This window comes from Dialister pneumosintes (assembly GCF_001717505.1).
Lineage (GTDB): Bacteria > Bacillota > Negativicutes > Veillonellales > Dialisteraceae > Allisonella > Allisonella pneumosinta.
In genome coordinates, this window is sequence record NZ_CP017037.1 from 534583 (window position 1) to 561331 (window position 26749).

Annotated in this window: 27 protein-coding genes and 1 tRNA gene; all 28 read right to left on the reverse strand. The window is 32.9% G+C overall.

The annotated features are described in order from the left end of the window. Window positions 1-37: 37 nt before the first annotated feature. Window positions 38-454 carry a nucleoside-diphosphate kinase gene (gene ndk, locus BCB69_RS02670; protein WP_022513406.1) on the reverse strand — a complete coding sequence of 139 codons (417 nt, stop codon included), beginning with the start codon at window positions 452-454 and terminating at the stop codon, window positions 38-40. A gap of 13 nt (window positions 455-467) precedes the next feature. Further along, a complete protein-coding gene (locus BCB69_RS02675; RefSeq protein WP_069176943.1) occupies window positions 468-1328 on the reverse strand; it encodes a zinc metalloprotease HtpX in 861 nt (286 codons plus the stop codon). 32 nt (window positions 1329-1360) lie between these two features. Beyond that, window positions 1361-1437 (reverse strand) — tRNA-Pro (locus BCB69_RS02680). Window positions 1438-1519: 82 nt separating this feature from the next. Continuing rightward, entirely contained in the window at window positions 1520-1975 is a 456-nt protein-coding gene (locus tag BCB69_RS02685; protein ID WP_022513405.1) for an ACT domain-containing protein, read from the reverse strand. Window position 1976: 1 nt separating this feature from the next. After that, entirely contained in the window at window positions 1977-2831 is an 855-nt protein-coding gene (locus BCB69_RS02690; RefSeq protein ID WP_069176944.1) for a ChbG/HpnK family deacetylase, read from the reverse strand. A gap of 37 nt (window positions 2832-2868) precedes the next feature. Next, window positions 2869-3660, reverse strand: coding sequence for a TrmH family RNA methyltransferase (locus BCB69_RS02695; RefSeq protein ID WP_069176945.1), 792 nt, complete (start codon window positions 3658-3660; stop codon window positions 2869-2871). A 21-nt stretch (window positions 3661-3681) separates the two neighbouring features. Beyond that, the gene (locus BCB69_RS02700; RefSeq protein ID WP_069176946.1) at window positions 3682-4680 is read right to left on the reverse strand and encodes a glycosyltransferase family 9 protein; all 999 of its coding nucleotides are present in this window, start codon (window positions 4678-4680) and stop codon (window positions 3682-3684) included. Beyond that, entirely contained in the window at window positions 4673-5215 is a 543-nt protein-coding gene (locus tag BCB69_RS02705) for a D-glycero-alpha-D-manno-heptose-1,7-bisphosphate 7-phosphatase (RefSeq protein WP_069176947.1), read from the reverse strand. Before BCB69_RS02705 ends, BCB69_RS02700 begins: the two co-directional genes overlap by 8 nt. 1 nt (window position 5216) lies before the next feature. Continuing rightward, the gene (gene gmhA, locus BCB69_RS02710) at window positions 5217-5777 is read right to left on the reverse strand and encodes a D-sedoheptulose 7-phosphate isomerase (protein ID WP_069176948.1); all 561 of its coding nucleotides are present in this window, start codon (window positions 5775-5777) and stop codon (window positions 5217-5219) included. Window positions 5778-5802: 25 nt separating this feature from the next. Next, complete coding sequence (nrdR, locus tag BCB69_RS02715; protein ID WP_022513430.1) at window positions 5803-6261, reverse strand: transcriptional regulator NrdR; 459 nt, start codon at window positions 6259-6261, stop codon at window positions 5803-5805. 63 nt (window positions 6262-6324) lie between these two features. Then, window positions 6325-7344 (reverse strand): cell division protein FtsZ, encoded by a 1020-nt coding sequence (gene ftsZ, locus BCB69_RS02720; protein WP_022513429.1) that lies wholly within the window; start codon window positions 7342-7344, stop codon window positions 6325-6327. Between the two features lie 131 nt (window positions 7345-7475). Beyond that, entirely contained in the window at window positions 7476-8354 is an 879-nt protein-coding gene (locus BCB69_RS02725) for a cell division protein FtsQ/DivIB (protein WP_069176949.1), read from the reverse strand. 12 nt (window positions 8355-8366) lie between these two features. After that, window positions 8367-9305: a D-alanine--D-alanine ligase gene (locus BCB69_RS02730; RefSeq protein ID WP_069176950.1), complete on the reverse strand. Its 939-nt coding sequence runs from the start codon at window positions 9303-9305 to the stop codon at window positions 8367-8369. Continuing rightward, window positions 9295-10695 carry a UDP-N-acetylmuramate--L-alanine ligase gene (murC, locus tag BCB69_RS02735; RefSeq protein ID WP_069176951.1) on the reverse strand — a complete coding sequence of 467 codons (1401 nt, stop codon included), beginning with the start codon at window positions 10693-10695 and terminating at the stop codon, window positions 9295-9297. The genes BCB69_RS02730 and murC overlap by 11 nt, the downstream gene beginning before the upstream one ends. Before the next feature lie 8 nt (window positions 10696-10703). Then, on the reverse strand, window positions 10704-11825 hold the full coding sequence (murG, locus tag BCB69_RS02740) for an undecaprenyldiphospho-muramoylpentapeptide beta-N-acetylglucosaminyltransferase (protein ID WP_069176952.1): 1122 nt from the start codon (window positions 11823-11825) through the stop codon (window positions 10704-10706). 15 nt (window positions 11826-11840) lie between these two features. Continuing rightward, the gene (gene murD, locus BCB69_RS02745) at window positions 11841-13184 is read right to left on the reverse strand and encodes a UDP-N-acetylmuramoyl-L-alanine--D-glutamate ligase (RefSeq protein ID WP_069176953.1); all 1344 of its coding nucleotides are present in this window, start codon (window positions 13182-13184) and stop codon (window positions 11841-11843) included. Window positions 13185-13240: 56 nt separating this feature from the next. Further along, on the reverse strand, window positions 13241-14215 hold the full coding sequence (mraY, locus tag BCB69_RS02750; RefSeq protein ID WP_022514102.1) for a phospho-N-acetylmuramoyl-pentapeptide-transferase: 975 nt from the start codon (window positions 14213-14215) through the stop codon (window positions 13241-13243). Next, a complete protein-coding gene (locus tag BCB69_RS02755; RefSeq protein ID WP_022514103.1) occupies window positions 14212-15588 on the reverse strand; it encodes a UDP-N-acetylmuramoyl-tripeptide--D-alanyl-D-alanine ligase in 1377 nt (458 codons plus the stop codon). The genes mraY and BCB69_RS02755 overlap by 4 nt, the downstream gene beginning before the upstream one ends. Further along, the gene (locus tag BCB69_RS02760) at window positions 15588-17093 is read right to left on the reverse strand and encodes a UDP-N-acetylmuramoyl-L-alanyl-D-glutamate--2,6-diaminopimelate ligase (RefSeq protein ID WP_069176954.1); all 1506 of its coding nucleotides are present in this window, start codon (window positions 17091-17093) and stop codon (window positions 15588-15590) included. Before BCB69_RS02760 ends, BCB69_RS02755 begins: the two co-directional genes overlap by 1 nt. 146 nt (window positions 17094-17239) lie before the next feature. Next, window positions 17240-17626, reverse strand: coding sequence for an FtsB/FtsL family cell division protein (locus BCB69_RS02765; protein WP_022514105.1), 387 nt, complete (start codon window positions 17624-17626; stop codon window positions 17240-17242). A 31-nt stretch (window positions 17627-17657) separates the two neighbouring features. Then, window positions 17658-18590, reverse strand: coding sequence for a 16S rRNA (cytosine(1402)-N(4))-methyltransferase RsmH (rsmH, locus tag BCB69_RS02770; RefSeq protein ID WP_022514106.1), 933 nt, complete (start codon window positions 18588-18590; stop codon window positions 17658-17660). A gap of 8 nt (window positions 18591-18598) precedes the next feature. Then, entirely contained in the window at window positions 18599-19036 is a 438-nt protein-coding gene (gene mraZ, locus BCB69_RS02775; protein WP_022514107.1) for a division/cell wall cluster transcriptional repressor MraZ, read from the reverse strand. 160 nt (window positions 19037-19196) lie between these two features. Beyond that, on the reverse strand, window positions 19197-20135 hold the full coding sequence (locus BCB69_RS02780) for a glutamate--tRNA ligase (protein ID WP_022514108.1): 939 nt from the start codon (window positions 20133-20135) through the stop codon (window positions 19197-19199). Then, entirely contained in the window at window positions 20135-23062 is a 2928-nt protein-coding gene (locus BCB69_RS02785; protein ID WP_069176955.1) for an insulinase family protein, read from the reverse strand. Before BCB69_RS02785 ends, BCB69_RS02780 begins: the two co-directional genes overlap by 1 nt. 71 nt (window positions 23063-23133) lie before the next feature. After that, on the reverse strand, window positions 23134-24351 hold the full coding sequence (locus BCB69_RS02790; protein ID WP_022514110.1) for an aspartate kinase: 1218 nt from the start codon (window positions 24349-24351) through the stop codon (window positions 23134-23136). Window positions 24352-24536: 185 nt separating this feature from the next. Then, window positions 24537-25409 (reverse strand): pyridoxal 5'-phosphate synthase lyase subunit PdxS, encoded by an 873-nt coding sequence (pdxS, locus tag BCB69_RS02795; protein ID WP_069176956.1) that lies wholly within the window; start codon window positions 25407-25409, stop codon window positions 24537-24539. A 249-nt stretch (window positions 25410-25658) separates the two neighbouring features. Further along, window positions 25659-26342 carry a RadC family protein gene (gene radC / locus BCB69_RS02800; RefSeq protein ID WP_022514112.1) on the reverse strand — a complete coding sequence of 228 codons (684 nt, stop codon included), beginning with the start codon at window positions 26340-26342 and terminating at the stop codon, window positions 25659-25661. Window positions 26343-26470: 128 nt separating this feature from the next. Then, a complete protein-coding gene (locus tag BCB69_RS02805; RefSeq protein WP_022514113.1) occupies window positions 26471-26740 on the reverse strand; it encodes a DUF4321 domain-containing protein in 270 nt (89 codons plus the stop codon). Window positions 26741-26749: the final 9 nt, after the last annotated feature.

The window sequence follows — 26749 nt, forward strand, 5'->3', positions numbered from 1 at the left end:
TCTTTATGTTATGTTCAAAAAATTCTCTTTAAATTAATTAATTGGACAATTCCGGGAACCAGAGACCAATTTCTCTTGCAGCTGTTTCCGGTGCATCTGATGCATGTACAATATTTTCGTCAATAGAAGTTGCAAAATCGCCACGAATGGACCCTGGTACTGCTTTAAGCGGATCGGTAGCACCATTAATTTGGCGAACAGCTGCAATAGCATTTTCACCTTCTACTACCATTGCTAATACTTTTCCAGAAGTAATAAAATCAATTAAACCTTGAAAAAATGGTTTCCCTTCATGTTCACCATAATGTCTTTTAGCTAACTCCATGGATACCTCAATTAATTTAATAGCATGAAGAGCTAATCCTTTTCTTTCAAAACGAGAAATCACTTCTCCACAAATATGCTTTTTTACTCCATCCGGTTTCACCAAAACTAAAGTCTTCTCTACTGCCATGAGTAAATCCTCCTTAAAATAAATTCATATCAGCTGCTATATTTTGCAACTTTTCAATACGCTCTTCCGTAGAAGGATGCGTTGAAAACAAATTTTGAATACCGCGTACCCCACATAAAGGATTAATAATAAATAACCCGGATGTGGAAGGTTTAGCACCCGGTATAACTTTATGATGTGCATAATTATCTAATTTCTGCAATGCACTTGCTAAAGCTAACGGTTTACCACTAATTTCAGCACCCGAAGCATCTGCCATATATTCCCTAGAACGAGAAAGTGCTAATTGAATAATAGAAGCAGCAATAGGTGCCACTATTATAGTAGCCAAAAGCCCAATAATACTACTGCTTCCATTTTCATCACGGCGACCGCCAAATATCGCACTCCATTGGGCTATATTTGCAATGTAGCTAATAGCTGTCGCGATAGAAGCGGCTAAAGTCATAATTAAAGTATCCCGATGCTTAATATGTGATAATTCATGACTGATAACACCCGCCAATTCATCTTTATTTAGAAGATTTAATAATCCTTGTGTTATAGCTACTGCTGCATGTTTATCATCTCTCCCCGTTGCAAATGCATTGGGAACATCTGTTGGTATAACATATAATTTAGGCATAGCAATAGAAGCATTATCAGATAGTCGTCTGACTAATTGATGAAGTTCAGGAGCTTCTTCTTTTGTAATAGGTTGTGCATTATATTGCATTAATGCAATTTTATCACAATTCCAATAACTAATAAAATTAATAACAAATGAAACTGCCAACATACATAAGGCACCTTGACGACCGCCAACCACTCCACCAATGGCCATCAAAATTATGCTCAATAACGTTAAGAGCATCACAGATTTAATTTTATTCATATGGATGACCTCACAATAAAAACACATAAAAATGGTCGGAACGACATGATTTGAACATGCGACCTCTACCACCCCAAGGTAGCGCTCTACCAAACTGAGCTACGTCCCGACAACTACATTACAAGAATACACAGCTCATTATTGTTTGTCAAGCAAATATAACAAACTGAATAACTTAATTTGATATCACTTTATAACTTATCTCTTCCTATAAGGTCTACTTTTTTTACGCCTTTCATGTTTTTTATGACATCAATCAATTTTATTACACTACTTTTTAATTCTAATGACTCAAACACAACATTAAGCATAGTAAATTTATTGACAGGTAGACTCCTATGAATGGTAATAATTTGATTTTTCCCTTTAGCAATTTTTCTTATGATTCTTGAAGAAATTGCTATGTCTTCTGCTACAGTAATCACAAGAGAATATACTTTTTCATCTTTTACATCTACAGCAGGTGCTACATGATCTTTATACTTATAGTAAGCACTACGACTGATTCCTGTCCGCTTAACCGCTTCATTAATCGTTAATACGGTACCTTCTTTTAATAATTGTTTTGTTCTAATAGTTTTCTTAATTGCTTCTGATAGAATTTGAAAGTCTACCAAATAAAATTCTCTTGATGTGTTTTTTGCCATTTTAATTCCTAATTTCTTGATACGAAGTTAATATAATATCCTTTTTTTGAATCCATTCTTTAACATGTTCGGATAAAAGTCCTTGCAATTCTTCTTCACCATGATATCCCCAATGAAAAATTTCTTCCATAGCTTGATTATCAGTAGAAGGGTGACACATAATTTCAGTCAATCCTTTATCCATATGTGAAATGCATCGAATAAGACGCTCTTCATATAAAGCTCCCCCATAAAGCATTCCCCGAAAGTTATCATTAGTTATAAAATTATGTTTACGTAAATATCTTTGATTTTTATTAGAAAGCAGTGTCAATCCATTTTTGGAAATCCATCTCATTAAATTTCCTTCTGTTATCCCAAACAATAATGATTCATTAGGAACTCTGATTTTTAAAATATTATACTTTTTAGCTAGTTCTACAGCCACTTTAAAAAAAGATGGCCACATGTGCATATGTTGATGACTATCAAAATGAGTAATTTGAATGCCAGCTTTTAATATTTTGTTAATTTGTGCATCCCACTCATCATATACATCTTGCAAATTAATAAGCCCTTTTATATCACGCTTTATAAGTTCTATATAATCTTTACATAATACATCACTTTCCCATGTAAGTGAAGAAACTGCTTTCGCCGGTAAAACCGTTTTAATGTTTCCCACAAGTGTTAAATGAATTCCAACTCCTAATGTAGGTAAAGACTTTATCATCTTCACTGCTTCATCAAATGCATCAGATCCTGCCATTAAAGAAGCACTGGTAAGTATTCCCTTTGTATGTGCTTGATAAATAGCTTCATTGACTACACCATGAATTCCAAAATCATCCGCATTTACAATTAGCCTTTTTTTCATATATTCCCCGATTAATTATAAAAGATATTGCTATACTTTAATTTATATGTTCTGTATGAAATAAGATAATAGCAGCAGCTGCAGTAACATTTAAAGACTCTACATTATTATGTAACGGAATGTATAAAGAATAATCACAAAGTTTTAATATTTCTTCAGATATTCCATTTCCTTCATTACCAAATGCAATAATACCATTTGCAAATGGAGTATATTCTCTATAAGATTTAGCATTAGTAAAAGAAGTTCCAATAATTGTGAAATCTTTTCTTGTCTTCAATTCTAAAAGTTCTTCCATTTTTACATCTTCATAAATAGGTAAACGAAGAATGCTTCCCATAGAACTTCTCACTGCTTTTTCTGAATAAGCATCTGTACATCCAGAGGTAAGTAATATTCCTTTGCATCCTGCAGCAGCTGCAGTACGAATAATGGTTCCCATATTACCAGGATCTTGTATCCTATCTAAAAGTACATAATGTCCTTTCAATGTTCTAATTTCATGATGTGGATATATTTTTTTATTTACAATAGAAAGAAGTCCTTGTGTATTTTCTGTTCCTGTAATAGCTTTCATAATCGATTCAGTTACACACAATAAAACCCAATGTAACGAATCACCCTTTTTTATAATTTTCTTAACTCTATCATTTTGAGTTGCATTATCAGTAAAAAAACAAATTACATCTGAAATCTGTTGTTTTTGAATATCTTCTGTGGAACGAATCCCTTCCATAAGAAATTGAGCATATTTATCTCTAAATTTTCTATGTTTTAACTGTTCTGCAAGTTTAACCCACCTATTTGATCTGCTAGTAATTAGTTGCATACAATTACAGCCCTTTCCATATTAAATATATGCAATTTGTTCTTTATATCTTTTTATAACAGCCTCATACACTTGGTCTACAGAAATGGTATTCATATCTGAATTTTGTTCCCCTGCATGATCTGCCAATATAACTGTATATAATAAATTTCCATAAGGACCACTTCGCTTAGGAAGTGTAGGTCCAAATAATGCTACCATAGATGTTTTCATTGCATTGGCAATATGTAATGGTCCTGTATCAGAAGAAACATGAACCTTAGCCATTTTTTCTATTGCAACTAGCTCTAATAAAGAAGTTTGACCCATTAAAGGAAGTACGAATGAGGAATTAGTTATACTTAGAATTTTTTCTTGTAAATAAATTTCTTCTTGTGTGCCTAAAAGTACAGTGTAAATCCCTTTATTTGATAATCGATTTGTCAGTTCTCCCCAACAATCAATAGGCCATTTCTTCGATTCTCCTCTAGTTCCCGGAACTAGAACAATATAATTCCCCTGTAAACCCGCTTGTTGTAACTTGCGTGTTGCAGATTTAGTAGCTTTTGTGATATCTGCAAAAGGGAATTCTATAGAAGTTACTTTACAACCTAAATATCGAGTAACATCTAATAATTGTTCAATAATATGCCCTGTTTTATGTAAACCTTTAATAGGTTGATTAACAAGCCAACTACCTTCTCTAGCATCCCAATATCCGATATGTTTTTTCCCTCCGGAAAGAAATGAAATAATTGCACTTTTAGCAATCATTTGAAAATCAATTACCAAATCAAAATGATGTGCATGTAGTTCTTTTCGTACTTGATTGAGATAGCTTAAATTTTTTATTTTATTCCTATCAATAATATAAACTTCATCAATCCATGGTTTTCCAGGTAGTACTTCGGCAAATGCAGAATGAACAGCCCAAGTAATTTTTGCATTTGGATATGTTTTTCTCAAAACAAAAAGAGAGGGAAGTGTATGTATAACATCCCCTAATGAGCTCATTTTTATAATTAAAATATTTTTATACATGAAAATCCTTCTTATCTTTTAATAAAGTAAGACAATGAAGTACAAATGTATCAAGTCGTCCACCTTTAAATAAAAATCCAGGCATTCCTGCACGTTCTGCTGCCTCCATATCGCTATTCTTATCCCCTATTAAAAAGCATTTTGTAGGTTCTAAGTCATATGCTTTGATCCCTTTTAAAATCATTCCCGGCGCAGGTTTTCTATCTATAGAATCTTTATCATACTTACTTATTTTTGCACCTTTTAGATAAGGACAATATATAAATTTGTCAATCTTTCCTCCGGCATTGTTAATTATCATTGCCATATAATGATGTAATGTCATTACATCATCTTCTGTATAATATCCTCTTGCAATACCACTTTGATTCGTAACAACAATTATTTTCCATCCCAATTGAGATAATTGTACAACTGCTTCTATAGCACCGGGAATCCACTCTAAATCAGATATTTTATATAAATAATGTTTATCAACATTAAGAACGCCGTCTCGGTCTAAAAAAACCGCTTTATTTTTATGTAATGATTTCATTTTACCAATTTTCTTGATCTATTATTTCACATATTAAATGTGCACATAACATATGCATCTCTTGTATACGTGCAGTATTATTGGATGGGATAATCAGTGAAACATCTGCTACATTTTTAATCATTCCACCATCTTTTCCTGTAGAAATAATAGTAGTTAATCCAAGTTCTTTTGCTGTTTCTGTAGCAGCAATTACATTAGTACTATTCCCACTGGTAGTAATTCCCCAAAAGACATCGCCCTGCACACCTAATCCTTCTACCTGTCTCGAAAAAACCATATCATAATTATAGTCATTTGCAATAGAAGTAAGGATAGAAGTATCAACGGTTAAAGCAATGGAGGGAAGAGAAATTCTTTCATTACAAAATCTACCTATAAGTTCAGCAGCTATATGTTGTGCATCTGCAGCACTACCGCCATTACCACAAATTAAAATCTTATTCCCATTTCTTAAAGAGTTAAGACATATTTCTGCCATCTTTTGTACAACAGGAATTAAATCCATAGTATCTTCTAACACTTTATGATGGTTAATAAATCCGTTCTTAATAATATCCATTGTTATACCTCTTCATATAATGGTTTTATTTCTTACTTTCCATCAACGTTTTTAATTCTGTCATAAAACTGCTAATATCCTTAAATTCTCGATAAACCGAAGCAAAACGAACATAGGCTACTTGATCTATTTTTTTTAATTCATCCATAACAAAATTCCCAATACTTTCAGTAGTTACTTCTTGACAAGGATCACTTCTAACATGATGTTCAATAGAGTTTACCATGCGTTCAATTTGTTCGGAACTGATATTTCGTTTTTCACAAGCCCTGACTATTCCGCTTCGCACTTTATTTCTATCAAACATTTCACGTGTACCATCTTTTTTCATAACACGAAGTACACCTTGTTCTATGGTTTCATAAGTAGTAAAGCGTTTATCACAAGATAAACATTGTCTTCTTCGACGTATAGAAGCTCCATCATCCGTATCACGAGAATCCGTTACTTTAGTATTTGGATTATCACAAAAAGGACATTTCATATATAATCTCCTATTAAACCAAAAGACCACACTGCAAATGCGGTGTGGCCCTGATAATCATTATTATTTTTTCAGGAAATCTGGTACCGCTATAGTAGATGAACGAGCACCCCCACCAAAGGTAGTTGTTCCCATAGAAGATATTTTCTTACCATCAGCAAATCCTGTAGCAATAACAGTAATCTTAACGGTATCATCCATATCCGGATCAATAGCTGTTCCCCAAATAATATTTGCATCCGGATCAGCAGCTTCAGTAATAATTTGAGAAGCTTCATTAATTTCAAACAATCCCAAATCTTCATTACCGGTAATACTGATAATAATACCTTTAGCACCTTCAATACTACGTTCCAATAATGGACTTGAAATAGCCTGTTTAGCAGCATCACTCGCACGACTTTCTCCAGAACCAATACCAATTCCCATAAGTGCTTCACCTTGATCGCTCATGATAGTTTTTACATCAGCAAAATCGAGATTAATTACTCCCGGAACAGTAATTAAGTCTGAAATCCCTTGAATCCCTTGACGAAGGACATCATCTGCCAATCTAAAAGCATCCTTTACAGATGTTTTTTTATCAATAATTCCTAATAACTTATCATTAGGAACTACTAATATAGCATCTACATTTTGCTTTAACTTTTCAATTCCAGAAAAAGCATTATTCATACGAATTTTACCTTCAATGGAAAATGGTTTAGTTACTACAGCTACGGTCAAAGCTCCTAATTCTTTAGCACATTGTGCTACAACAGGTGCTGCACCAGTACCTGTACCGCCACCCATTCCGGCAGTTACAAATACCATATCTGCACCGGTCAGGGCTTTTATTATTTCATCACGAGATTCTTCTGCTGCATTTCCACCAACTTCGGGCTTAGCACCTGCACCTAATCCACGTGTAACTTTTTCTCCGATTTGAATTTTTACATCAGCATTGGATTTATCTAAAACTTGCAATTCTGTATTTACTGCAATAAATTCAACACCTTGTACTTTAGCGTCTATCATTCGATTAACAGCATTGTTTCCGCCACCACCAACGCCAATTACTTTGATATTTGCTAAATCACTCATTTTTATCCTCCTTCGATGCTTCTTGGTTACATAAATTACTTTTATGAGAATATATTCATACTATTTTCATTTATTTTACAATATTTTAAACAAATTATCTATAGGTATATACTATCCTACCCAAAAGATATTTACTTTTTAAGTTTTATAAAGGGAGATGTCAAATTTACTTCTATATATTCAACAGATAATCCTCTTGCCATAATATCTCCAACCATATTTTCTGCCATAACAGCTTGCTTATCAATATGTTCCCCGGAACCTAAATGCACTGCAATACCATCTCTGGTATAGGCAATAATATTATTTGGTTGTCCTATATTTACCTCAGAAAATTGTTTAAATCCATCTTGACTAAGAGAACTGATAAATTGAAGTGCTTTATTAATAGACTCTTCTTGTACTATATCTTCTAATAAAAGATTTCCCAATTTCTTTCCCGTAATAATAGGAAGATCTAATCCACTAATCGAAGTTTGTGTATCCATTACTCTTCCATTTTTATCAAGAACAGCATATACGTAATCTCCTTGTACAATAGCATAAGGAGTCCTATCATGAACAATAACATCTATATAAAAAGGAAAGGATCTTTTTATATCTATTGAAGAAACTCTAATATCATGTAATAGTCGCTGTTTTACATTTGAAATATTAATTTGTAATACATTAACGGGATGTTTAATCTTACCTTCAAAAATAATATCACTTCTAGTTACTACAGCGCTTCCGGTAACACGAATATCTCCAAAAGGGAGTGGTAAAAAAAGAAAACTCAACAAAATTATAAAAAAGACAGCACATCCCATCATAAATCTTGTTTTCCATTTCTTTTTAATTCGTATTTTTCTTCTTTTCTTTTTAATATTTTTGTTTGACAGTTCTAAAGGTAATTCAGTTGAATCATTATTTACATTTGAGATAAAATTTGTTTCTTTATGATTTTCTTGTCTATCCAATCCTTTATGAATCGTACGTTGAAAATCATCAAAACTTTTAAATTTACCCATTAGAAATAACCCTTATACCTTTCTTATAGTAGCTCCAAGAAGAATTTTTTCACATAATTGAGGAAAATCTATACCTAATACAGCTGCAGATTTAGGTACTAAGCTAGTAGATGTCATTCCTGGAATAGAATTTGCTTCTAACATATAGGGGGTTCCATCTGCCGATGTACGTATATCAAAACGAACTACTCCACTACATTCTGCAGCTTTATACCCCTTTACAGCCATTTCTTCCATTTCTTTAGCTAAAGTATCACTAATAGGTGCAGGAACTAAATATTCAGTAGCTCCTTTTGTATATTTAGAGTGAAAATCATAAGTTCCGGAATAAGGGCAAATTTTAATAATGGGAAAAGCTTTCCCATTAAAAACAGGAATAGTAAATTCATCCCCATCTAAATAAGCTTCTGCAAGTAGTCGTTTTTCTACAGCAAACGCTCGCTCTAAAGCCGGAATAAGCTCTTCGTTAGTATGAACAATTTCTATTCCGATAGTAGAACCTTCACAAGCCGGTTTCAATACTACAGGAAACTTATTAAAATAAGAATTAATGGAGCTGGCTACATTTTCAATTCCATCAGAAAAATATACAGGAAGAGAATTTGCCATACGTATACCAGCTTGTTTGAATAAACGACTTGAAAAAATTTTATCCATAGTAATGGCACTGGAAGAAACACCGGAGCCTGTATAGGGAATCCCTTCCAGCTCTAAAACACTTTGAATGGTTCCATCTTCCCCATATTTTCCGTGTAAAGCGATAAAAACCACTTCTACATTATTCTCTTTAAGTTGGCTTATAACATTACGTGGATTATATTCAATAGCTATTGCATGATATCCTAAACCATTTAAAGCTTCAGTAATTGCTGTACCTGTAGCTCGAGATATGGCAGCTTCACCAGAAACTCCACCCATTAATACTCCCACGACATTATTTTTAGTTATCATTATATATTCCTTCTTCATCTAATAATTGAGCTAATTTTTGTCCTACCGTATAAATATTCCCGGCCCCCATAGTAATTATCATATCACCCGGCCTTGCTATATGATATAAACTTTCAACCAAATTTTCTAAAGTACAAACATAATGTACCTCTTTTGATAAATTGTTTTTTTGTACTAATAGAGGAATTAATTTCCCATCTACTCCGGATAATGGCTTTTCACTTGCAGCATAAATATCCGTAAAATAAAGAATATCCGCCATATCAAACGCAACTGCAAATTCATCACATAAAAGTTTAGTCCGAGAATAACGATGTGGTTGAAATGCACAAATAACTCTATATCCACTAATTTCTTTTGCTGCTTTTAATGTAGCTTCTATCTCTGTGGGATGGTGTGCATAATCATCTACAATCCAAATTCCATGATGAAATGCTTTAGTCTCAAACCGACGATGCACCCCACAAAATAAAGAAAGAGCTTCTTGAATAGATTCAAAAGATATTCCACAATAAAGTGCAGTAACTATAGCAGCTAATGCATTAAGAACATTATGCTCTCCAGGTAAGTGTAATTGTATCGTACCCAAAATATGTCCTTTATGTAAAACATCAAACAATAAAAGATTTTTCTCGTATCTCTTATTAACAGCTTGATAATCTGCCTCTATATTAAATCCATAGGTAATAACTTTCTTTTTTACTTGAGATAAAATACTACGTATACCTGCATTATCAATACAAACAACTGCTACGCCATTTTCATCTGAAATACGTTCAATAAATTCTATAAATGCTTTTTTTATATTTTCAAAAGTTCCATAATAATCTAAATGGTCATCTTCAATATTTGTAATTATAGACAGAAATGGTGAAAATTTAAGAAAAGTTCCATCACTTTCATCGGCCTCTGCAATAACGTATTCTCCTTTACCATAGCAAGAGTTTCCTTTTAAATAATCAGTAGCTCCTCCTAAAACAATAGTTGGATCTACATTTGCATACTTAAATATTTGTCCCACCATAGCAGAGGTTGTTGATTTTCCGTGAGCACCGGCAACAGCAATTCCTTTCCCCCACATAAACATAGCTGCTAATACATCTGATCGATGAAATATAGGAATATTTCGATTTTTTGCTTCTTGCAATTCAGGATTCTCTGGTGAAATCGCTGAAGAAATAACAACAACATCTGCATTCTCTATATTTTCTGCTTTATGCCCTAGATAAATAGTAGCTCCTTGTTCTCTAAATTTATGTAAAATAGTAGAATCTACTACATCTGAACCGGAAACATTTACTCCCATATGAATCAAAATATTGGCTAAGGCACGCATGCCCATACCACCTATTCCTATAAAATGAAACTTTTGATATGTATCTAAATGCATAAAACAGTTTATCTCCTTTTTTCATCGGCCATTTTTAGTGCCATGCTTGCAATATGGGCACCTGCATCTACCATTTTTAATTTATTTGCAGAATCAGACATACGTTTTCTTTTCCCCATATCATTATAAAGTTCTTCAATATTGGAAATTAAAGACTCTGCTGTTAATTCTTTATCCAAAACCATCGTTGCTGCACCTGCATCAACAAAAACTTGTGCATTAAATGTTTGATGATCTTCTGCTGCATAAGGGTATGGTATTAAGATCGCCGGTAAATTTTTAGCTGCTATTTCAGCAAGTCCAATAGCACCTGCACGATAAATAATAACATCAGCAGCTGCTATTGCAGTTGGCATATCCTGTTGATAGTCTACAATTTGTGAGTTATTAATCTCTTTTTTATCAGGCATATTTTTTTGTAATGTATCTTGTACATAGGTAAATTCTTTCGTACCGGTTATATGATAAATATAAATATCTGTTTTATTTGCAAAATATTTATGAACTCCTATCATAGCTTTATTAATATTATGTGCGCCTCTACTTCCTCCGGCTACTAATATCATAAAAAAATTTTCCGGTATTCCAAGCTTTATTCTTGCTTCTTTTTTACTAATTTTTATAATATCACTACGAATAGGGTTCCCTGTATATACACATTTATTCTTTATAGGAAAGTAGTTTTGTGCTTCCTTATATCCCAATGCTATTCTGTCAACAAAATAACTAAGAATCTTGTTAGTGAATCCGGGAATTACATTTTGTTCCTGGATAATAGTAGGAATATGAGCTAAAGCCGCCATTAGTAAAATGGGACCGCAAACATAACCACCGGTACCAATAACCACATCCGGTTTAAAATTTTTTAAAATAGTTCTTGCTTTCCAAAGACTACCAAATGTTTTAAATAAAATCGAAATATTTTGAAAAGTAAATTTTCGTTTCAGTCCGGACATAGGCATAGAAACAAACGAATATCCTTCTCGAGGAATAATCATTGATTCCATCCCATTAGGTGTTCCTACAAATAATATTTCTACAGGTTCTTTTTCCTGTAATGCTTTTGCAATAGTAACAGCAGGATAAATATGCCCCCCTGTTCCACCGCCTGATAAAATAATTTTTTTCATAGCCAGTTATCCATATTAATTTAAATGATTAACGATATCTTTAAAAATATCTCCTCGCTCTTCGTAACAAGAATACATATCAAAGCTTGAACAAGCAGGAGAAAGCATTACCACATCACCGATAGTTGCTATGTTCTGTGCTTTTTTTATTGCTTCTTCCATATTAACTGCTTTCTCAATAGTATGAATTCCAGCACGCTTAGCTTCTTCATAAAAACGTTCTGAAGATTCTCCAATTAATATTATATACTTTGCATGTATTTTTACATATTCCATAAAATCATGTAAAGGAGTTCCTTTATCATGCCCACCAACAATCAATATAAGTGGTTTATTAAAAGAACTCATTCCTTTTAACGCAGCATCTACATTCGTTGCTTTTGAATCATTAAAATAACTCACTCCATGTAAAGTTCTTACGAATTCGACTCGATGTGCCAATCCTTTAAACGAGAGTAGTACTTTACGAATGGATTCTATAGAAACACCTCCAATATACGCAAGAAAAGCAGCTGCTAAACAATCCTCATGATTTTGTGCTCCTTTAATTTGCAATTCCGAAATATCACAAATTATTATTTGTTGTTTATTAACTTTTAGAACCAATTTATTATTAACAATGCAAGCTCCTCTGTCTACCTCTGTAGAAACATTTAACAAATATACTGAAGTATGCTTTTCAGCTTCTTCCAACAATTTAGGGGTATATGGATCTTGCTCATTTAAAAGTAAATAACTTTCTTTATCCATGTTTTCAAAAATTCTAGATTTAGCAGCAACATATGCATCCATTGTATGATGCCTTTCCATATGATCAGGAGTAATGTTTAAAATCACAGCAGCTTTAGGTTTAAAAGTATCAATAAATTCAAGTTGGAAACTGGATAACTCAGCAGCAATCAAGCCTGTTTGTGGTACATTTTCAACTTCTACACTTAAAGAAACACCTATATTACCTGCTACTGCACAAGGAATAGACTCTTCCTTAATCATTTTTCCTAACAATGTAGTAGTTGTTGTTTTTCCATTGGTACCCGTAATGCCTAATATAGGTGCTTTAGTTATTAAATACCCTAACTCCACTTCGCTGATTACAGAAATTCCCCGTTTAATTGCTCCTCTAACAATAGGATTTTCTGAAGGCACAGCAGGAGAAAGTACTACTGTATCCATACCTTCTAATAACAAATCACTTTGTGGCCCAAAACAAAAGATAACTCCGGCTTCAATGAGTTTCTTTTTTTTATCGCCAATACGATCTGCTAAATCAGAAAGAACTACATTAAATCCTCTTTTTGCTAAAACTTGTGCTGCACCAAGTCCACTTATACCTGCACCTAAAACTAAAACATTTTTCATTTATAAGGCTCCTAATTTCAGAAAATACCTACATTTCTTTTAAACTATATTTTCTTTTATATCATCTCACATATAGAAACTAATAATAAAACTCCTGCTGCTGCCAACATTTCAGTAAACCAAAAAAACCATACTACTTGTGTTTCACTCCACCCGGACAACTCAAAATGATGATGAAGCGGACTCATTTTAAAGATTCTTTTTCCCCATAATTGAAAAGATGCTACTTGTAAAATAACAGATAATGCTTCTGCTACAAAAATTACTCCTAAAAAGACTAAAAGTAATTCCGAATGTGTTACCACAGAAATACCTGCTATAGCGCCTCCTAAAGCAAGCGAACCTGTATCTCCCATAAAAATTTTAGCAGGATGATAATTATAAAACAAAAAGCCTGCACAACATCCTGCCATAATACAAGAAAATGCTGCTACATCAGTTAATCCTACCCATAAGCTATATAGAGCATATGCCATAAAAGTTATAAAACAACATCCTGCAGCTAATCCGTCTAATCCATCAGTTAGATTAACAGCATTAGATGCTCCCACTATAACTATCACAACAAAAGGATAATATAAATATCCAATAGACAATTCCCAAGAAGTAAACGGAACAAGAATTGCATGTGAAAGATTTAATGCGGTAGAAGTTCCATAACAAAATATAACTGCTAATATAATTTGCCCCATTAATTTCTGTTTAGCAGTTAATCCCAAATTTCTTTTCTTTTCCGCCTTAATAAAATCATCAAGAAATCCAAGAATGCAATATCCTACAGTAAGAACTAACAAACAAATGACTGCCCAAGAATGTGCTTGACTAAATACAGTAACAATTACTGCAGCTAATACCATAAACAAACCACCCATTGTCGGTGTCCCTGATTTACAACGGTGAGATTTAGGTCCTTCTTCGCGAATAGATTGATGAGCTTTATATTTTTTTGCCATTGGAATTCCAACAGCTCCTAAAATAATCGTTGTAATAACAGCTATTATTATATATAAGAGGTATGGCATAAAAATCATTTACCGTCTCCCCCTAATAGTTGTAATATTTTTTCCATATGCATAGAATGTGATGCTTTTAATAATACGGTGTCTCCTTTTTTCATAATAGATTCGAGTACTTGAGCTGCTTCTTCCAAAGTGTTACAAGAAATTACTTGTTTGCATCCATGCTCTTTAGCTCCTAAGGCAATAAATTTACCTAATTCCCCTACAGTTATAACTGTATCAACTCCTATTTCAGCAGCTCTTTTACCAGTTTCATAATGATATGTTTTCTCCTTTTCTCCAAGTTCAAGCATATCACCTAAAACAAGAATTTGATGCACTCCATTGAGTTGTTTTAATGCCTGAAAAGCCATTTCCATAGATAACGGATTAGCATTATAAGAGTCATCCATTATTTGTACTCCATACATATTTACAATATGCTGCCTTTGCTCTGCCGGTTTATACTGTTGAAATGCCCTTTGGATATATGAAGTTTCCACACCCATTAGATACCCTACAGCTATGGATGCTAGTGCATTATAGACATTGTGTACCCCTAACACAGGCAATTCAATCGAAAATACATGTTCTTTAATATGACAATCAAAACTGGTACTTGTTATACCGTAAGAAATATTTTCCGCATGAACATCGCCTTTTTTAATTCCATAAGTAAGTACTTTTCCTCTAAAGTTTTCTTGCATACCTATAACTAAAGGATCATCTTGGTTAAGAACTGCAATCCCTGTTTCTCCTAACGACTCTATTAATTCACTTTTAGCTTTAGCTATGTTTCTCTTACTTCCTAAAATACCTATATGCGATGTCCCTACATTCGTAACAACACCTATAGTCGGTTTAGTAAATGTGCATAATTCTTTTATTTGCCCGATTCCACGCATTCCCATTTCCACAATACATACATTATCGCTCTTCTTTAAAGAGAGTAAAGTCTGGCACATTCCGATTTCATTATTATTATTTTTAACAGTACTACAAACAGAAAAAACTTGATTAAGTATCGTGAAAATCATATCTTTGGTTGTTGTTTTTCCATTAGAACCTGTAACTCCAATAACAGGAATTAAAAAACGGTTTCTATGAAAATAGGCACAATTTTCTAATGCAACTTTAGTATCGTTTACATAAAATATAGATATTTGTTTCGGTACTTTATGTAAACAATTTTTATTGCTAATAATAATACCCGCTGCGCCTTTATTAATAGCATTATCGATAAACTCATGTCCATCAAAATTTTCTCCGAGCAAAGCAATAAATACATCACCCTTCTTAATGGTTCGTGTATCGGTACTAATCCCACTAAATAAAGAAGTTACACCTTTCTGTATTAAAGCACCATTTAATGCTTTATTTAATTCTTCAATCGTAAATGTTGCCATTATCTACACTTCCTAATTATATTCCGAGCTTCTTCTCTATCATCAAAATGAATAATTTTATCTTTAATAATTTGATAAGTTTCATGCCCTTTACCCGCAATAAGAATCGTATCCCCTGATTTCCCTATTTGAATAGCATGACTAATAGCATCTCTTCTATCAATTAGCACTTCATAACTGAAAACATATCCATTATTAATAGCTTTACGTACCCCGTCTTCTATTTCACTAATAATAAAGGCAGGCTCTTCTGAACGAGGATTATCACTCGTAATAATTATAATATCACTATATAATGCTGCTATTTCTCCCATAATCGGACGTTTTTTTCTATCTCGATCTCCACCACACCCAAATACAGTAATTATGCGTCCTTTTGTAAATTCTCTTGTTGTTTTTAAAATATTTTCAAGTCCATCGGGTGTATGTGCATAATCAACTATAACAGTAAATGGTTGTCCTTCATCTACAATTTCAAATCGTCCCGGGACAGTAGTAAAGGTCGATAACGCTGAAATAATTTGATCAATACGTATGCCTTCCGAAAGTGCAGCACCAATCGCAGCCAGTGTATTATATACATTAAAACGTCCTACTAACTTTGTATGTACAGAGTAAGTAATATCATCCATCTTTAAATCAAATGATAAAGCCTGTCTAGAAAATTTAATATTTATAGCTTGTAAATCCGCCTCATTTTCAATCCCATAAGTAAATACCGGACAAAAAGTTTTCTTATTTACAAAACTTTTCATAATAGTTGCATAAGAATCATCTATATTAATAATTCCGGATTTTAATGGTTTGCTATGTTTATCGGCAGAAACCAAAGAAAATAATCTCGCTTTAGTTTCTGCATAACTTTCCATAGTTTTATGGTAATCAAGATGATCTTGTGTAAGATTAGTAAATATAGCCGTATCAAATTCACAACCTGCTATACGGTTTAAAGATAATGCATGCGAAGATACTTCCATAGATACATGTGTAACCCCTGCTTTTTCCATCCTATAAAGAATCTTCTGCAAAGTAATAACATCAGGTGTTGTATTTCTTATCGGATATGCTTCTTCATTAATAAGCCAATGAAGAGTTCCTATAACACCCACTTTATATCCCTGTTGTCTTAAAATATGTGCAATGATATGTGTAGTTGTCGTTTTTCCATTTGTTCCTGTTACAGCTATCATCCTCATTTTTTTTGAAGGATAATCAAAAAAATAAGGAGTTATATCTTCCATAGCTTTTCTGGTATCTTCTACATAAACAACAGTTATTAAATCGGATACATTTATTTCTTTAGAAGCAATAATAACTGAAGCACCTCTATCTGCTGCTACAGTAGCATAATCATGTCCATCCACATGAACCCCTTCAAGACAAATAAAAAGGCTTCCTTTTTTTACTTCGCGTGAATCTGCTGTAATGTCAGAAACTTCACTGTTAACATTTCCAATTATAGATTTTACTTCTGTGCAAGCAATTAATCTTTCCAGAGTTTTCACTTTCTCACCTCAATTTTATTGCGTATCTTCAAAAAGCATTACTATTTATCATATATTAAATATATAATGAATACAATAGCGACTCCTTCCGGAGTCGCTATTGTATTTCCCTTATTCCTACCCGGATAAGCGATCTTTCTTATTAATTAATCTCTTACTATACCGGTATGTGCCAAATTATCGCTACTTCCATATACAGCACTTTCCGGAACTACCATCCCTAAAGTAGTTTCTGCAATATTTTCTATACGAGAAGGTGATTCCAATCTAGCCACTTCCATACGCCTACTCTCATTTTCACGCTCAAGAGTCATTACTTCCGCTCTGATACTGGACATTTGATATTCCTTTTGAATAATTGCGCCATTGAAAAAGTAAATAGTACCGACAATACTTGCAGCAAACATAATAATTTCCAATACTTTTTTAAAGCTTTTAGCATATACACCGGTTTTTACTTGAACTTGTTTTCTAGCAGAAGTAGTAGTAACTATTGATTGATACGATTCCACCAAATACTCTTGAGATGACATAGACTTCCTCCAATTTACACCCAACATACAGTTATATTTTTTCAACCACACGCAAGATAGCACTTCTTGCTCTAGGATTTTCTTTTATTTCTATTTCTGTCGGTCTTTGTGCTTTTACAATCTGTTTCACTTCTTTTGTATGATGACACATACAAACAGGAAACTCAGGTGGACACACACACGCAGTTTCCATCAATTTAAATACATTTTTTATAATCCTATCTTCTAAAGATTGAAAAGTAATAACACCTAATCTTCCACCCGGCTTTAATCTTCTTACACAATCCTTCATAGTTTGTTCTAATATTTTTAATTCATTATTAACTTCAATCCTTATAGCTTGAAAAGTACGTTTTGCCGGATGTGAGCCTTCTCTTCTAACGGCTTGTGGAATAGCCGCTTTTATGATATGTACCAATTCATTAGTTGTTTTAATCGGATTTTCTTTTCTAGCTTTTAAAATAAACTGAACAATTCTTTTCCCCCAACGTTCTTCTCCATACTCAAAAAGAATTTTTTCTAACATTTCCGAGGAATAAGTATTAACTACTTCATAAGCAGTTAAAGTATTTCTTTGATCCATTCTCATGTCCAGATCACCATTATTCATATAAGAGAATCCTCTATTTCCATCATCAAGTTGTGGTGAAGATACTCCCAAATCAAAGATAAATCCATCCACCTTATCAATATGTACGCTATCTAAATTCTCATCTACAAATGAAAAATTATTTCGTATAGTTAAATAATTACATTTAATAGACTTTAATCGTTCTCTTGCAGCTTTAATTGCCTGCTCATCTTGATCGATTCCAATAAGCAAAGCAGTATCAGCTAACCTTTGTGCCAAAGCACAAGAATGTCCTCCACCACCAAGAGTACAGTCAACATATATACCTTCCGGATTAGTTAGTATATTATTTATCATTTCATCAAGTAGTACTGTTTTATGTTTAAAGGCCACAATTTACCTCATATTTCAAAATCCATAGGTACATCTAAAGATTCCGCCAATTCCCCAATAGACTCTTCTTTGCTATTAGTTAGTTGTAAAATTTCTGGACTCCAAATTTCAATAGTCGCACCGGTTCCAATTACCAATGCTTCTTTTTTTATTCCTGCATATTCACGAAGATGTGAGGGAATAAGTACTCTCCCTTGTTTATCACATTCAACTTCTGTACTACTTCCAATAAGAAAGCGCCTCAATGTACGTACACTACTTTTTGTGAAAGAGAGTTTTTGAAGACTACTTGCCAATTTTTCCCAATTTTCTAAAGGATATATAGTTAAACATTGATCAATTCCCCGAGAAAGAACAAATCGGTTACCTAAACCTTCTCTAAACTTAGCAGGAAGAATCATACGACCTTTAGCATCAATCGTATGGTTATATTCATTCATAAACATAATTCTTCCCTCCCTCCACATTTACCCACATTCTACCATAATTCACCACCTTTTGTCACTAAAAACTATTATTTTATAAAAAATAATGAAAAATTTATTATTTTGTAATGTTTTAGGCAATAAAAAAGAAGGATATCGTTTCATACGATATCCTTCTTTTTTAAATACTTATGGTTTTCTTTGTAAGATTATGACATTCATTAAAAGAAATATTATTTTTTGCATAACGTAGTGAAATTTTTTCCGGTTTAGAAATAGCTCCTGCCCAAAACAATAATTTTCCAATAATATCGTTTACAGTTATCCCACTATTTCTAAGTGAACGAATAGTAATTCCTTTTTGCCGTTTAGATAATCGAATCCCTTCTTTATCTACTAACAATGGAAGATGTCCATAAACAGGAAGTTGATATCCTAATTCTTTTAATAACTTTATCTGATAAAAAGTTGAGGATAATAAATCTTCTCCTCTAAATACATGAGTAATATCCATAGCACCATCATCATAAGATACAGCTAATTGATAAGCAACCATTCCATCTGTCCTCATAATAACAAAATCATCACGATTTGGCATAAGATTGTAATATTGTTTTTTATGGAATATATCCGAAAAAGAAACGGTTTCTTTTTCTTTTATTTTAAAGCGCCATGATGGTTTAATTTTATGTTTTTCATCTATAGTTGTTAAGGTATTACGACAATATCCATCATAAATAGGTAATTGCTCCCCACGATGTGGTGCTGATGCAATTTTATGGATGCGTGCACGCGTACAATAACACGGATACGCATCCCCATTATTCCCCCATTTATGTATAAGAGATTTATAAAGTCCTAAACGTTCAGATTGAATAGTGCTTCCATATGAATAAGTAAAACCGGGGCCTTCATCCCAATCAAGACCTAACCATTCTAAATCTTCTTTTAATGCTTTTATATATTCTAATTTAGAACGCTCTCCATCTATATCTTCAATCCTCAATATTATAGAGCCTCTATTTTGCCGAGTAAATAACCAATTAAGAAAGGCTACCCATATATTCCCTATATGCAAATATCCGGTAGGACTTGGGGCAAATCTTGTACGTATTTTCATTATTTCCTAAGAGAACGAACTTTATTAAATAATGTATGTTCAGCTTTAATTTTCTCTTCACTCCCCAACACACAGAAATAAGGAGCGTTTACAATACAATTCACAAGATCTGCCGTATTTCGGATGTCTTCAACGGAACAATTAATAATCTCTTCACGTATATGTTGTCGTTCTTCATTTGTCATTCCACTATAACGCATAACCATTGCACGTTCTGCCTTCATAAGAGGTGTTAGTTGTACTTCAGAAGATGCCATAGTTCCAATTACATATTTTGTCATCTCTCTTTCAGAAACATTAAAATTTTTAATGTATTCAGGCATATTTTTATAAACATTCAATGTTTCTGATAAATTAGGATCTCTATAAGAGCACAGGAAAGAATCACCATTAGTAGCAAACTGTGTAAACGCGCCATATGCTCCACCTAGAACTCGCACATTCTTCCATAGATAATCAAATCTAACAATAGTTTCTAATACACGAAGTACACCGGTATAAGAAAATCCATGCTGACGGAAATTTCCTCCTCTAGCTACATATTGAACTTTTCCTGATGACAAAAAGCCTTCATTTACAACCGAATCTTCAAAAACAAAATAAGTACTATTGCAAGGTACTCCTTCAAGCATATCATCTATTAATAAGTGGATATGTTTAGAAACCGCAGCTCTTTCTTCTATACCGCCAACCTCTTGTATAGTAAGATTATTTTTTACAAAAATCTTGGATGCTACTTGTTTTAATTTATCAATAATAATTGAAGAATTTTCATCAAATGTAGCCACCAATTCATTCAAAAAGTAATAGTAAGATAAACTTCCTTGTTCTTTAAACTTAGCCACTTTCGAATAATAAGACATTAAACGTTGCATAACTAAAGAATGCCCACGTTCAAATAAAGACATATCCCATGCAGCTTTTTCTTCCATTAAAAGTTCTTTTAATCTATTAGTATCCCTATAATCAGTATGATTAAGAATTTGACCTAATAATTCCATCATTTTATCAACATTAGTTGTAAGAGATTTTCCTCGAACAACCACCACAGGAACATATTTTTCATTATTTGATTTATGACCATAGCAGGATACAGTAAAACTCAGCCCACCCGTATACATATTGGATATACGTGTTATATCTTCATATGTATACTTAACAGTATTCATAGATTCTAATACCATCATCAATAAATATGCATACGAAACCTCAGAAGAGTCTAAATTGTTCAGATTAAAAAATAAATTTAAATAAGTGATTCCAGATGTATTATCATCATATGATAAACGAGTAATGCCACATATTTCACTTTCCGTCTGTGTAAATATCTCTATTTTTTTATTCAAATCAGTTCTGGAAAGTAAAGGTATTGTCTTTAGAGCTTCTTCTGTATCTCTACTTGCTTGTCTGACTTTTAACGCTTTAGTTGTTTCAATAATATGATTCAATTGCTCATCAGAGAGGCTTTGTTTAAAATCTTCTAATTGTTCTGCTATAGCAAAATTTTTCTTTTCTGTCAATCCTTTCTCCGGATTCATAGTCACAAGCACCTGATGTTCATTTTGTACAAAATACTTTAATAGTAAAGCTTCAAAATATCCTTCATCAATGCCATTTCTAAGAATCTTTAAATTTTCTTCATATCGAAGCGCTTGCAACGGTTCTCTATCATAAAGCCACATTTGCATGATATGAATTCCATAATAAAGTCCTTTAGGTTTTCCTTGAAAATCACTTTCACGTAAAATAAACTCGGCTCTATTCAATGCTGCAGTAAGCATTTCTTTATCAATTCCGCCAAGCGTTAATTTTCTTATAGTCGTATCAACGATATTGGCGAATTTTTCTTTATCATCAGGATTAGACCCTGTAATCTCAATAGTCCATACAGGTTGTTTAAGACTTGTTTCTAAAGCACCTGATACATCATTACAAATACCTGCATCAATAAGAGCCTTCTTTAAGGGAGCTCCTTCCATGTCAATTAATGTATAATTAAGTATTTTTAATGCTAACAAATTGGCGGTTGACATATGGTCATCACAGGCAGTAAAGAGTGCGTGAATAGATTTATTAGTTTCATTTTCCTCATCAGTAATTCCAAATTTCCCTACACATTCTTTTCGCACTGAAAATGTACTTTGTGTTTTTACTTCTGTATCTACCACTTGTTTTTTAAAAGATGATAAATATTCTTCATCTATAAATTGAAGAGTGGATTCAATATCCATATCCCCATAAAGATATAAATAACTATTTGAAGGGTGATAAAATTTTCTATGAAATTCTGTGAATTCTTTAAAAGAAAGACTTGGAATAACCTCAGGATCTCCACCGGATTCCACTGCATAAGTAACATCCGGAAACAATGCCTCCATTGCCACATTTTGCAATAATGCTTCCGGAGAAGATAACGCTCCTTTCATTTCATTGTAAACAACACCATTGTAAGTTAATGGACCTTCTTTATTCTCCATTTCATAATGCCATCCTTCTTGCATTAAAATTTTAGGATCTTTAATACAATTAGGATAAAATACAGCATCTAAATAAACATCCATTAAATTATGAAAATCTTGATTGTTTCTACTTGCTACGGGATACATGGTTTTATCCGGCCAAGTCATCGCATTTAAAAATGTATTTAAAGAACCTTTAATAAGCTCTACAAAAGGTTCTTTAAGAGGAAATTTTCTGGATCCACATAACGTAGAATGCTCCATAATATGTGGAGTTCCTTTTGAGTTATCCGGTGTAGTTCTAAAGCAAATATAAAAAACTTTATTATCATCACTATTATCTAAATACAATAATTTAGCTCCAGATTGTATATGTTCCAATTCATACGCATCAGAAACCACTTCATGTATATATTCCATTTTTTTTACTTTAAAACCATGTATCACATCATTTATATTCCATTTCATATAAAAACTCTCCTTCTTATAAAGAAAACAGGACCAATTATCCTATAAAAGGGCAATCAGTCCTATAAAAATCATTTAAAAAATTCGTCATGAATTGCACATATTGCTTTATTTATATAGGTTCTTGGTATTAAACAAGATATGCTGTTTTTTGAAGTACTTACAATATCAATATTAATATTATCTTTTCCTAATGAACCAAAAATACGTGCAGCCACCCCTGGGGTTCCAAGCATTTCAGGTCCTACAATAGAAACCTTAGCGCAATTATCATCATACATAACTTTATTAATTTTTCCTTGTTTCTTCATCTGCTCTAAAACAAATTTTGCTTGATGTAAATCCGTACTGGCAACAGTAAAAATAATATCAATGGTCTTATCATCCAATTTACGAGCACTTTGAACAATCATATCTACAGGCACTTCGTTGCTAGCCAATTCAGAAAATAGCATTCCTGCTGTTCCCGGCATATTTTCAAGACCCAGTACAGCTATTCTGGCTACATTGTCATCTTGTGCAACCCCACAAATTAAATTGGATTCCATTTGTTTAGAATACGAATCTTTAATAATAGTCCCCGATTCATGTGTAAAAGTAGATCTTACATGAATCGGTACATGATAGCGTTTTCCCATAGCTACACTTTGTGGGTGCATTACACCTGCTCCAAGTCTTGCTAATTCCAACATTTCCGCATTAGTTATTTCTTTCATCTTAATTGCATTAGGTACTATACGAGGATCTGCAGAATATACACCTTTTACATCTGTATATATTTCACAAATATCAGCTTCCATAGCTCCTGCTAATGCTACAGCCGTAGTATCACTACCTCCTCTACCTAAAGTTATAATATCCCCTTGAGGAGTAATACCTTGGAATCCGGCTACTATAACTACTTTCCCTTCATTTAAAGCTTTAAACACTCTTTCAGGTTTTATATCTACAATATTGCCTTTTCCAAAAACACCCTCAGCAATAATACCGGCTTGAGCACCAGTTAAAGAAATAGCAGGTGTTCCCATCGAGTTAAATATCATAGCCATAAGTGAAATAGAAACTTGTTCTCCCGTAGAAATTAACATATCCATTTCTCGATTAAAAGGATTATTTTCTACTTTGGATGCAAGATGAAGTAAATCATCAGTAGTATTTCCCATAGCAGAAACTACAATTATAATTTGATCTTCTTCTTTTTTATCATTCAATACACGCGAAACAATATGGCGCATTTTTTCTAAAGTAGCAACAGAACTACCACCAAATTTTTTTACATATAATGCCATATTTCCATCCTATAGTTCTTTAACTTCATAAAAAATGTAAAAATAACTATTAAAATTTTATCATGGACAAATATGGATGTAAAGATTTATCAGCATTTTACGAATAAAATGAATGATTAAATTTAAAAGTGTTACTTTAATTATACCTTCAATTAAAGTAACACTTTTTAGTTAACAGTTAAATCTTATTTGCCTCTTTCTGCCATAAGAACTGCAATTTCGTCTTCATTAATCCCAACCATTGCTTCACCTAAACCGGCAGATACTTCTGCTAATTTCTTAGCATCTTTATAATTACGTACTGCTTCAACGATAGCTACTGCTCTCTTCTGCGGGTCTCCAGATTTAAAAATACCGGATCCCACAAATACACCTTCTGCACCAAGTTGCATCATCAAAGAAGCATCAGCAGGCGTTGCTACACCACCAGCTGCAAAATTTACTACCGGTAATTTACCATGTTCATGAACATATTGAAGCAGATTATAAGGTACTTGCATTTCCTTAGCAGCTTCATACAACTCATCTTCTCTCAATGTCTGAATTCTTCTGATATCTTTATTCATTGCTCTCATATGACTAACAGCTTGCACAACATCACCGGTACCGGCTTCGCCTTTAGTACGAATCATGCACGCACCTTCTGCCACACGACGAAGAGCTTCTCCTAAATTTCTTGCACCACATACAAAAGGTGCCTTAAACTGTGCTTTATCTATATGATAAATATTATCTGCCGGAGATAACACTTCACTTTCATCAATATAATCAATGCCAATAGCTTCTAAAATCTGTGCTTCTGCAAAATGACCAATACGACATTTTGCCATAACCGGAATGGATACTGCGTCCTGAATACCTTTAATCATTTCCGGATCACTCATACGAGATACACCACCTGCTACACGAATATCAGCAGGAATTCTTTCTAATGCCATAACTGCAGAAGCACCTGCTGCCTCAGCAATTTTTGCCTGTTCAGGCGTGGTAACATCCATAATTACTCCACCTATTAAAGACTGTGTTAATTTGATATTTTCAGCTAAATGGTTACTCATAATTATTATCCTCTCTCCAAAAGATACTTTAGATAAATTCTTAACAATAAATAATACTTATAAATATATCTGTAGTTCCATATTATTTCAGTTGCGCACACTGTTCTTATATAGAGTACCTCATTTTTGGATATATATAAATAATCAATTTTTCAATATTTTATATAACCAAAAACCTGTTTTTTAATTAAAACGCACAAAATACTGCCTATTTTAATACCAAAATAGAAGTCCAAAAACAATCATTTATCAAAAGAGTCCTTTTTCTTTTAAACTAACAAATATTCCATCACCAATAATAATATGATCTAATAGTGTTACATCAATTAATTTTCCAGCTTTAAAAACCTTATAGGTAAGAATCTTATCCGACTCTGAAGGATCAGCAAACCCACTTGGATGATTATGGACCAATATCAAAGCCTTTGCTTTCATACGAATCCCCCATCGCATAATTTCTTTGATATCGGCAGGTGCTGTATTTAAATTCCCCCTACTAATCTCTTTTTTCCCTATAAGTTTATACTTAGTATTTAAATAACAAGCATACAAATGTTCCTGACTCTCATGCCTAAGCATTTCCATAAAATAATTTGCCACTTTATGCGGAGAGTTAAAATCCGGTAAATTTCTTTTATAAAACCGTCCTGACAATCTGCGACCTAACTCAATAGCTGCGCATATAGTAACTGCTTTATCTGTCCCTATCCCCGGTATGATTGTTAAATCTTTCCAATACGGTTCATCCATACCTGTATTTCCATATTGTTCTTCAAAAAAATTAACTACGTCCCTAGCCACATCTTTTACTGAATGATTCTTTCTCCCTGTCCGGATTAAAATAGCTATTAAATCAATCAAATCTACTGTATCCGGTGAATGCATAAATTTTTCTCTAGGTTTTTCTTCCGGTCTCATTTCTTTTATTAACATCAAATCCCCTCCCGTTATATAACCTTCCCCTTTTAAATGTATATTATATCATTTTTATGTATAATAAATTGCCAAAAAGATACTTTATATTCATAATAAAAAAAGAGTATATAAATATACTCTTTTTATTAGATACGATTAAAAATCCAAGCAGCAATAAAAATTCCTAAAATACTGATTAAACTGGGAGCAAATTGAATTCCAAAATGGAATTTTATAATTCCTAGATTAACCATAATATCTTTTAAATCAAAGACTTGATAACTTGTTACTAAATAAGGCATAATTCCTTCGATAGAACTGGATTCCAAGATACCGCCTATGATAGATCCCAGAAAAGCCCCCACAATCAAAAATAGTATCAAAGAAATAACCCCTCTAGAACCACCTATACGCATAAATATTTC

Bases quoted from the DNA above. Each gene is read 5' to 3' on its own strand.
- ndk (WP_022513406.1), bottom strand. From the start codon at position 454: ATGGCAGTAGAGAAGACTTTAGTTTTGGTGAAACCGGATGGAGTAAAA.
- BCB69_RS02675 (WP_069176943.1), bottom strand. From the start codon at position 1,328: ATGAATAAAATTAAATCTGTGATGCTCTTAACGTTATTGAGCATAATT.
- BCB69_RS02685 (WP_022513405.1), bottom strand. From the start codon at position 1,975: ATGGCAAAAAACACATCAAGAGAATTTTATTTGGTAGACTTTCAAATT.
- BCB69_RS02690 (WP_069176944.1), bottom strand. From the start codon at position 2,831: ATGAAAAAAAGGCTAATTGTAAATGCGGATGATTTTGGAATTCATGGT.
- BCB69_RS02695 (WP_069176945.1), bottom strand. From the start codon at position 3,660: ATGCAACTAATTACTAGCAGATCAAATAGGTGGGTTAAACTTGCAGAA.
- BCB69_RS02700 (WP_069176946.1), bottom strand. From the start codon at position 4,680: ATGTATAAAAATATTTTAATTATAAAAATGAGCTCATTAGGGGATGTT.
- BCB69_RS02705 (WP_069176947.1), bottom strand. From the start codon at position 5,215: ATGAAATCATTACATAAAAATAAAGCGGTTTTTTTAGACCGAGACGGC.
- gmhA (WP_069176948.1), bottom strand. From the start codon at position 5,777: ATGGATATTATTAAGAACGGATTTATTAACCATCATAAAGTGTTAGAA.
- nrdR (WP_022513430.1), bottom strand. From the start codon at position 6,261: ATGAAATGTCCTTTTTGTGATAATCCAAATACTAAAGTAACGGATTCT.
- ftsZ (WP_022513429.1), bottom strand. From the start codon at position 7,344: ATGAGTGATTTAGCAAATATCAAAGTAATTGGCGTTGGTGGTGGCGGA.
- BCB69_RS02725 (WP_069176949.1), bottom strand. From the start codon at position 8,354: ATGGGTAAATTTAAAAGTTTTGATGATTTTCAACGTACGATTCATAAA.
- BCB69_RS02730 (WP_069176950.1), bottom strand. From the start codon at position 9,305: ATGATAACTAAAAATAATGTCGTGGGAGTATTAATGGGTGGAGTTTCT.
- murC (WP_069176951.1), bottom strand. From the start codon at position 10,695: ATGCATTTAGATACATATCAAAAGTTTCATTTTATAGGAATAGGTGGT.
- murG (WP_069176952.1), bottom strand. From the start codon at position 11,825: ATGAAAAAAATTATTTTATCAGGCGGTGGAACAGGGGGGCATATTTAT.
- murD (WP_069176953.1), bottom strand. From the start codon at position 13,184: ATGAAAAATGTTTTAGTTTTAGGTGCAGGTATAAGTGGACTTGGTGCA.
- mraY (WP_022514102.1), bottom strand. From the start codon at position 14,215: ATGATTTTTATGCCATACCTCTTATATATAATAATAGCTGTTATTACA.
- BCB69_RS02755 (WP_022514103.1), bottom strand. From the start codon at position 15,588: ATGGCAACATTTACGATTGAAGAATTAAATAAAGCATTAAATGGTGCT.
- BCB69_RS02765 (WP_022514105.1), bottom strand. From the start codon at position 17,626: ATGTCATCTCAAGAGTATTTGGTGGAATCGTATCAATCAATAGTTACT.
- mraZ (WP_022514107.1), bottom strand. From the start codon at position 19,036: ATGTTTATGAATGAATATAACCATACGATTGATGCTAAAGGTCGTATG.
- BCB69_RS02780 (WP_022514108.1), bottom strand. From the start codon at position 20,135: ATGAAAATACGTACAAGATTTGCCCCAAGTCCTACCGGATATTTGCAT.
- BCB69_RS02785 (WP_069176955.1), bottom strand. From the start codon at position 23,062: ATGAAATGGAATATAAATGATGTGATACATGGTTTTAAAGTAAAAAAA.
- BCB69_RS02790 (WP_022514110.1), bottom strand. From the start codon at position 24,351: ATGGCATTATATGTAAAAAAATTTGGTGGTAGTTCTGTTGCTACTTTA.
- pdxS (WP_069176956.1), bottom strand. From the start codon at position 25,409: ATGAGTAACCATTTAGCTGAAAATATCAAATTAACACAGTCTTTAATA.
- radC (WP_022514112.1), bottom strand. From the start codon at position 26,342: ATGTTAATAAAAGAAATGAGACCGGAAGAAAAACCTAGAGAAAAATTT.
- BCB69_RS02805 (WP_022514113.1), bottom strand. From the start codon at position 26,740: ATGCGTATAGGTGGTTCTAGAGGGGTTATTTCTTTGATACTATTTTTG.